The organism is Rhodopila globiformis (assembly GCF_002937115.1).
In the GTDB taxonomy this organism is placed as follows: domain Bacteria; phylum Pseudomonadota; class Alphaproteobacteria; order Acetobacterales; family Acetobacteraceae; genus Rhodopila; species Rhodopila globiformis.
This window is the reverse complement of sequence record NZ_NHRY01000232.1, coordinates 59,022-66,403: the sequence shown is the minus strand read 5'-3', so window position 1 is coordinate 66,403 and position 7,382 is coordinate 59,022. Positions and strand designations below refer to the sequence as shown.

General features: G+C 67.6%; 6 protein-coding genes. 4 read left to right on the top strand and 2 right to left on the bottom strand.

Features of this window, described 5'->3' with window-relative positions:
* Positions 1 to 245 precede the first annotated feature (245 nt).
* Positions 246 to 1,880 (bottom strand): outer membrane protein assembly factor BamB family protein, encoded by a 1,635-nt coding sequence (locus CCS01_RS22875; protein ID WP_158258553.1) that lies wholly within the window; start codon positions 1,878 to 1,880, stop codon positions 246 to 248.
* Positions 1,881 to 2,272: 392 nt separating this feature from the next.
* On the opposite strand from CCS01_RS22875, the gene upp reads away from it, so the two are divergent.
* A complete protein-coding gene (upp, locus tag CCS01_RS22870; RefSeq protein ID WP_104521071.1) occupies positions 2,273 to 2,902 on the top strand; it encodes a uracil phosphoribosyltransferase in 630 nt (209 codons plus the stop codon).
* Between the two features lie 114 nt (positions 2,903 to 3,016).
* On the opposite strand, the gene CCS01_RS22865 is transcribed toward upp, so the two are convergent.
* On the bottom strand, positions 3,017 to 4,654 hold the full coding sequence (locus CCS01_RS22865; RefSeq protein WP_146101909.1) for a hypothetical protein: 1,638 nt from the start codon (positions 4,652 to 4,654) through the stop codon (positions 3,017 to 3,019).
* Between the two features lie 374 nt (positions 4,655 to 5,028).
* Here CCS01_RS22865 and CCS01_RS33105 point away from each other — a divergent pair, with 374 nt between their 5' ends.
* The 3 genes from CCS01_RS33105 to CCS01_RS22855 all read left to right on the top strand — a co-directional run bounded on the left by CCS01_RS33105 (position 5,029) and on the right by CCS01_RS22855 (position 7,325).
* Positions 5,029 to 5,247 (top strand): hypothetical protein, encoded by a 219-nt coding sequence (locus CCS01_RS33105; RefSeq protein ID WP_146101908.1) that lies wholly within the window; start codon positions 5,029 to 5,031, stop codon positions 5,245 to 5,247.
* Positions 5,248 to 5,382: 135 nt separating this feature from the next.
* The gene (locus tag CCS01_RS22860; protein ID WP_104521069.1) at positions 5,383 to 6,600 is read left to right on the top strand and encodes an MFS transporter; all 1,218 of its coding nucleotides are present in this window, start codon (positions 5,383 to 5,385) and stop codon (positions 6,598 to 6,600) included.
* Between the two features lie 113 nt (positions 6,601 to 6,713).
* Entirely contained in the window at positions 6,714 to 7,325 is a 612-nt protein-coding gene (locus tag CCS01_RS22855; protein ID WP_104521085.1) for a LolA family protein, read from the top strand.
* The last annotated feature ends 57 nt before the right edge of the window (positions 7,326 to 7,382 follow it).

Sequence of the window (7,382 nt, the reverse complement as noted above, 5' to 3'; positions counted from 1 at the left end):
GATCCTGCGCCTGGCCAGGTCCCGATCCGCCAGCAAGGTCCGGTCTTCGTGGCCCTTGGTGGCCCTCCGCTTTCTCCGTGTTGAAAATTACGGAAGGATGAACAGGCACGGACAGTTCCGGATGACTCTGGCACCATCCGCCAGGGACCGGACCCAGCCGCCCAGTCGTTGCGGCCCATGGCCAAGGCAAGCGGCGGCGCACCCTCCGCCACGTCCAACAGGGTCGATTCTTCCGGCGAGCGGTACTAGCGCCCGTCGACGCTCAGGCCGAAGACCTTGTCGTTGCCCACCGCCTCGGGGAACCACGACGGAGCGCCCGAGCCCCAGAACACCATGCCGTCGGCCACCGCCGGGTGCGCCATCACCGAGCCGCCAGTGGAGAATTGCCACAGGATCGCGCCGGTCGCCGGATCGAGCGCGTACAACTGCTTGCCCTCGCCCTTTTCCAGCGACGAGACATACAGCACGCCGTTGGCGACGACCGGGGCGGCATAGACCAGCGCGCCCTTCGGTTCGGCGGTCTGCCAGACGACCTTGCCGGTGGCCGGATCGAGCGCCGTCCAGAAGCCGCCCTCGGCGATCCGGCCGGAGGCCAACCGGTACGGCGTGTGGTCGACGTTGGCCAGCGTGACATAGATGCGGTTCCCGTCATACGCCGCGCCCCAGGTGATGCCGCCCGGCTCGGAATAGGGGCCGATCAGGGTGTGCCAGACCGGCTCGCCGGTCAGGGCGTCGAACACCCAGTAGATGCCGCTCTTCTCGCCGACGCCCACCAGGTCGCGTGGCTTGCCGCCAGCCGTGGCGCGGAACAGCTGCGGCGACCCGGTCGCGAAGGACCAGTCCAGGAAGTCGCCGGCCGGCGGGCAATAGCGGGCCGGGCCGGCGCCGGTATAGTCCTTGGCCAGCGCGTCCCACGGCTGCGGCAACGTGCCGCAGGCGAACCGGTACACGTCCGCGCCCGAACCGCGGAACGACCATTTCGGCTGGCCGGTGGCAAGATCGAGCGCAACGAGGGAATTGAATCGCGCGTCGGGCGGATAGCACCCCGGCTTCCAGTCATCCGCCGCCCCGGCAAGACAGGCGACGACCGACTCCGGCTGGGTGTACTGATGGTCGGTCGCGAACCAGATGATGCCCTTTTCGGCATCGACCGCGGGAATCGCCAGCGCCGCGCCGCCGCTGAAGCCGCCTGCCCGGCCGCCGTTGTCGGGCATCGTGTAGGTCTTCCACACGATCTTCCCGGTATGGATGTCCAGCGCGACCAGGCTGCCGCGGAAGGTGCAGCAGGCGTAGCCGGGCTTCGCCGCCGCCATCTGCTCGTTCGACGACACCGGCATGTAGATCCGGTCGCCGACGACAACCGGCGAGCCGGTCAGCAGCGCCGACGGATGGGTGTCGAGCTGCGTCATCCAGCGCTTCCGGCCAGTGCCGGCGTCCACGGCAATCAGCTGCGCGCCGGCATTGGCGCCGATGAACACCATGCCGTCGGCATAGGCCGGGCTGGTGCGGGAGGACGCCTTCCCGCCGCCGGTCAGTTCGGCAACCGATACGGACCAGGCCACCCGGCCGGTCCTGGCGTCGACCTTCCAGAACTTGCCGCCCGAGTCAGGAAAATACACGGCGCCGTTCACCACCGCCGGGGTGGCAGTGACGATGCCCGCGACGGTCAGCACCCAGTGCGGCGCAAGGCGGCTGACATTGGCGGCGCTGATGGCGGTCTCGTCCGGCTGGCTGTGGTTGCCCGACGGATCGTGGCTGATCATCGGCCAGTCCGCGGCCGTCGCGGTGCCGGCCGCGGCGACGAACGCGGCGGCCAGCCATGCGGCCCGCAACACCGGCCGGCGCCGGCTGAGCCTGGGTGTCGCTTCCATCCCCACCATGTCCTTGTTCCTTGCCCGTGTCCGGGAGCGGGACACCTGCCGGTATCCACTTCCACAGGCGGCCATGCCGGGTTGGAGGCGGCAACTAATACCCGCGATAACGAGCATTGTTCGGTTATCGTTATAGAAGCGGCGCGTGCATCATGATCGGCATTCCCCTGGCCGGGGTCACCCTGTCCCGAGACGCATTCGCCTGCACGCTGCCGGCCGCAGCCACACCCTGCCGCCGGACACCGTCGGCCTGGCCACCAGCGTCATCACCCCGCTGCCGCATGGGTTGGGAACCCTGACGACATTGTTTTCCTTTGCCGGTATCGTCCGTGCCCTGGTGGTCGTGCGGATCGTCGCGGCCAGGCGGGTAGCCCAGGCGGGTAACATAGGGAAGCAGACTCATGGCGACAATCACGGTGCTGGATCATCCGCTGCTGCGGCACAAGCTGACGCTGCTGCGGGACAAGGAGACTCCAACCGGAAAGTTCCGGCAGGTCGCCCGCGAGATCAGCCTGCTGATGGCCTATGAGGTCACCCGCGACCTGCCATTGCAAGAGATCGACATCGAAACGCCGCTTGAGCCGATGCGCGCCGACTACCTGCTCGGCAAGAAGCTGTGCATCGTCTCGATCCTGCGCGCGGGCAACGGCATCCTGGAGGGCATGCTCGACCTGGTGCCCTCGGCCCGCGTCGGCCATATCGGGTTGTACCGTGACCCGGCGACGCTGCAGCCGGTGCAATACTACCTGAAGCTCCCCAGCGACATCGCCGATCGGCTGGTGATTCTGGTGGATCCGATGCTGGCGACCGGGCACTCGGCAGCCGCGGCGGCGAGCCGGCTGAGACAAGCGGGGGTGACGGCGATGAAATTCGTCTGCCTGCTGGCCGCGCCGGAGGGGATCGCGGCATTCACCGGGGCACATCCCGACGTGCCCGTTTTCACCGGCGCGATCGACCGCGAACTGGACAGCCACGGCTACATCCGGCCCGGGCTGGGGGACGCCGGCGACCGGTTCTACGGCACGCGGTGAAGCAGCCGCGGCGACGCCTGGATCGTTGCACGCCGGGCGCCTTACCAGGGATGCGAAACGGCGGCGCGCCATTCACCGGGACCAGTGTTGGCGCGCCGCGCCGCGTCGGCGGGCCTATGCGATCGTCAACGGAATGGAGCCCGAGTGAGTCTGGTTGAGAATGACACCCGCGCTCGTCTGGTCCAGCCCCAGATTGGCCGTATAGCCGCCTACCCGGACGTGCTCGACCAGTTGGTTGCCATTGAACAGGCTCAGGACGCCGCTCATCAGCGTGCCCCTGGTGGCGGTCAGCCCGGCCAGCAGCACCGTCCCGAACGGCGGGGTATTGCCGGAGAGGTTCAATGCGCCGGCGAACTGACCGGGATGGTCGATCTGCATGCTCGCCAGGCCTTGCAGGCTGAACGTCAGATTCGGCCCGGCCGCGCCGTTGATCTCGGCCGAGGCGCCCTCACCCGGCGAGCCGGCCAGCAGGACGGTCGCGCTGCCGCTCAGGGTGGCGTTGAGCACCGAGCTGTGTCCGAGCGCGTTGTTGCCGATGAACTGGATTGTGCCGCCGGAGGCATCCAGGCCGTATTGCGATATCGCATTGAGCGAAACCGTGTCCGACACGTTCAGGGTGACGGGCGCATTATAATCCTGCAGATTGAGCTGGGCCTTGTGGCTGGCGTTGATCGTGACACGGGGTCCCGCGGAACCGGTTCCGGTGACAGTCAGCGTGTCGCCCGCCAGATCATTGCCCATCACGTTGATCGTCTTGCCGCCGGCGATCTGCAGCGTATCGCCCGGCTGCGGCACGCCGGCCGGCGACCAGTTGGCCGGATTGCCCGCCGCATTGCCGCCGCCGCCGACCCAGAGCCGGGTGGGAATCGGGCTGGCGGACGTGCCATGGGCAGGCTGCCAGATATCGCTGGGCTTCGACTTGGTCCACCACAGGTCGCTGCTGTTTTCCTGCCAGAGCTGGCCGTTCTCGTAAGCCAGCGCGATCACGTTGGCGGTGGTCGGATCGGCCACGCCGTTCACGACGACCTGCCCATGGGCACTGATCGACCAGGTATTGTGGTTGGCATCGGTGATCTGGCCGCTGAGCATAACAACCGTGTTGTTCGCCGAGACAATCCCCGACGCCGGCAGCGGGCTGGTGGAGGTGCCCGGGGCAGGCAGCCACGGGGCGCCGGGACTGGATTTTGCCCACCACAGATGACTGGCATTCTCCTGCCAGAGCTGTCCGTTGACATAGGCCAGTTCGATGACTTTGGCGGTGGCGGGATCGACGACGCCATCCGTCACCACCTGTCCGCCGGCGCTGAGCGACCACACGTTGTGGCTGGCGTCGGTGATCGTCTGACCCGGCGCCGTCGCCACCGTGTCATTTGCCGATATCGGACCGATCGAAACGAACAGCGGGCTGACCGGTGTGCCGTTGGCGGGCAGCCACGTGCCGCCGGGACTGGACTTGGCCCACCACAGATCACCGGCGTTCTCCTGCCAGACGGACCCATTGACATAGGCCAGTTCGATGACATTGGCGGTGGTGGGATCAACGACGCCGTTGACCGCGACCTGCCCGTTGGAAAGAGTCCAATTGTTATAGTGCGTATCCGTAATCGTACCGCCGTTTGCGGTAACGACCGTGCCGTTGGCTGATGGCGTGCTCGGCATTGTTCCTCCGGAGAATGCAGGACTGCGTTCCATGACCCGCATACGCTGCAGGAATTGAGATCCCTGGCCCCGTAACGGCATCATGGAAACCATCTGTTCCGCACGGAGGCATCACGCCCCGGCCGTCCATGGCATCGTCAGGCGCCGGCGAACGTCAGATGCAGGGCCTTACGCCAATGGTTAAATTGATTCACGAAGCGAGGTGTTGAGATATGTCAATAAAGCGGTTGTCCTGAATTTGGTTTTTTCGAATGGTCAAATATTCCTTCGTTCAGAACACCGAGTTCCGGATGGACCGGCGCAAATTACTTGCGGCACTCGCCCTCCGGCACAGGACGCGTCGTATCGCGGGCAGCAAGCGGACTCCGGAAAATGCAGCGGTTGGAAAAGACATGGCCCGAGCAGCGGCCATCTCGGGCGCAGCCGGCTGGCGAGCCGGGGGCACGTGCCGCCACTGCGGATGTCGAATGCGAACCGATGACGGGCACGACGATCCGGGCACGCCGGAGCGCACGCGGCCTGGCCGATGCGGTGGTGCTTACACCTGTCAGAACGGCGTCGCATCCCGCCGGACCCGCAACATGGACAAGAACGATAACATCGGTGAAGGTGATGTCGAGGCGCCAGCGATCGCAATTGTCATACCGGGAGCCGGCATTTCCGGCGCATCAGCCAGGTGGGAGTGAGGGAAGAAAGCCGATGCCGGATCCAGCAAAGGGCTTGACGCAGAACAACCGCTCCTGGCGTGGCACGGACGTTTCAACCGTCATGGCGGCTACCCGGGGCACCAGCCGAAGCCGCGCCCTGAGGAGGAACCGTCCATGACTCCCGCCGCCCGGCAGATCGTGTTCATCAACACCGCCCACAGCATCACCCACTACAGCCTGCTGATCCTGCCCACCGCCGTGCTGGCGATGGCGGTGCCGGGCGGGCCGTTCGGTGCGGACTACGGGCCGATCCTGGCGCTGGCGACGGGGATGTTCGTGCTGTACGGGCTGCTGTCGCTGCCGCAGGGCTGGCTGGTGCAGCATTACGGGCGCAAGGCGCTGATGACGGCGTTCTTCCTGGGCACCGGGGCCAGCCTGGCCGCCGCCGGCCTGGCGCGTTCGCCGCTGATGCTGGCGGTGGCGCTCGCCGCCGCCGGTGGCTTCACCGCGATCTACCACCCCATCGGCACCACCATGCTGGTCGAGGCCGCCGGCGACCGGCCGGGCCGCTCCATCGGCGTCAACGGCGTGTTCGGCAACCTGGGCGTCGCTCTGGCGCCGGTGATCACCGCGTTCCTGGCCAACGCGCTGGGCTGGCGGGCCGCGTTCGTCGCGCCCGGGCTGTTCTGCGCCCTGGCCGGCCTGGCCTGGATGCGCACGCCGCTCGCCCACGCCAGCGCGCATGTCGGCGCCCGTCCCTTCCCGCCCATCCCGCGCCACCTGGTGCGGCGCGCGGTGCTGGTCCTGATGCTGATCGCCATGTCGTCGGGGCTGGTGTTCAACGCCTATACGATCCTGCTGCCGAAACTGTTGCAGGAGCGCCTGGCCGGCAACGCCGCGCTGCTGCCGCTGGTCGGCGCCGCGGCGTTCCTGGTGACGCTGTGCGGCGCGCTGACGCAGTTCTCGGTCGGGCGGATGATCGACCGCAATACGCTGAAGCGGGTGTTCCTGCCGGTCAGCCTGGTGCTGGCGCCGGCGATGGCGGCGCTGTCGTTCGCCCAGGGCTGGCTGGCGCTGCCGCTGGCCGGCGTGGTGGCGGCCTCGATCTTCGGCCAGGTGACGGTGAACGAGACGATGGCGGCGCGCTACATCTCCCCGGCGCTGCGGGCGCGGATCTATTCCGTCCGCTTCTTCGTCGGCTTCCTGGGCGCGGCCGCCGCGGCGCCGTTGGTGTCGATCCTGCATGAACGCACCGGCAGCGTCGCCACGGCCACCCTGGTGCTGGCGGCGTTCTCGGTCGTCACCCTGGGCTGCGCGCTGTTCTTCCCCAACCGCCCCGAAGAGCTGGAGCCGGCGCTGTGGGCCGCGGCCGTACCGGCGCCGGCGGAATAGGCGGAATGTCGCATTGACCTCGGGATGGCGGCGACCGCCATGACGACGAAGGCGGATCGCCGATGAGCCGGATATCATTTGCAAACCGGCGGCCGGGGCGGCAAATGTCCGGCATGATTTCCCGTCGATTCCTGCTGCTCGCCGCCGCCCTGCTGCCGTCCGCCGCCCGGGCCGCGAAGTCTTCCGCCGCCGATCGCTACGACATCGCGCGGGTCGAGAATTATCTGAACGGGCTGAGGACGCTGAAGGCACACTTCATCCAGACCACCGAGGACGGCCAGATCTCCGAAGGTACCGCCTGGCTGCAGCGCCCGGGCAAGATGCGGTTCCAGTACAAGCCGCCGGCGCCGTTCCTGCTGGTCGCCTCGCACGGGGTGCTGACGTTCCATGACTCGTCGCTGGACCAGACCAGCAAGATCCCCCTGAACCGCACGCCGCTCGGCATCCTGCTGGCGGACCACGTCAGCCTGACCGGCGCCGTCACCGTCACCGACATCCAGCGCTTGCCGGGCCAGTTGCAGATGACGATGGTGCGCACGGAGAGCCCCGGCGACGGGTCGCTGACGCTGATCTTCGCCGACACCCCGCTGGCGCTGAAGCAATGGACCGTGGTGGACGCGCAGCGTCGGGTCACTCACGTCACGCTCTCCGACGTCCAGCTTGGCGGCAGTTTCGACCCGCAGTTGTTCGAGCAGGTCACCACCCCAGCCGCCAACCGCCCCTGACGCGTCCGCCCCTGACGCGTCCGCCCCTGACGCGTCCGCCCGGGGGCCTTGCCTTCC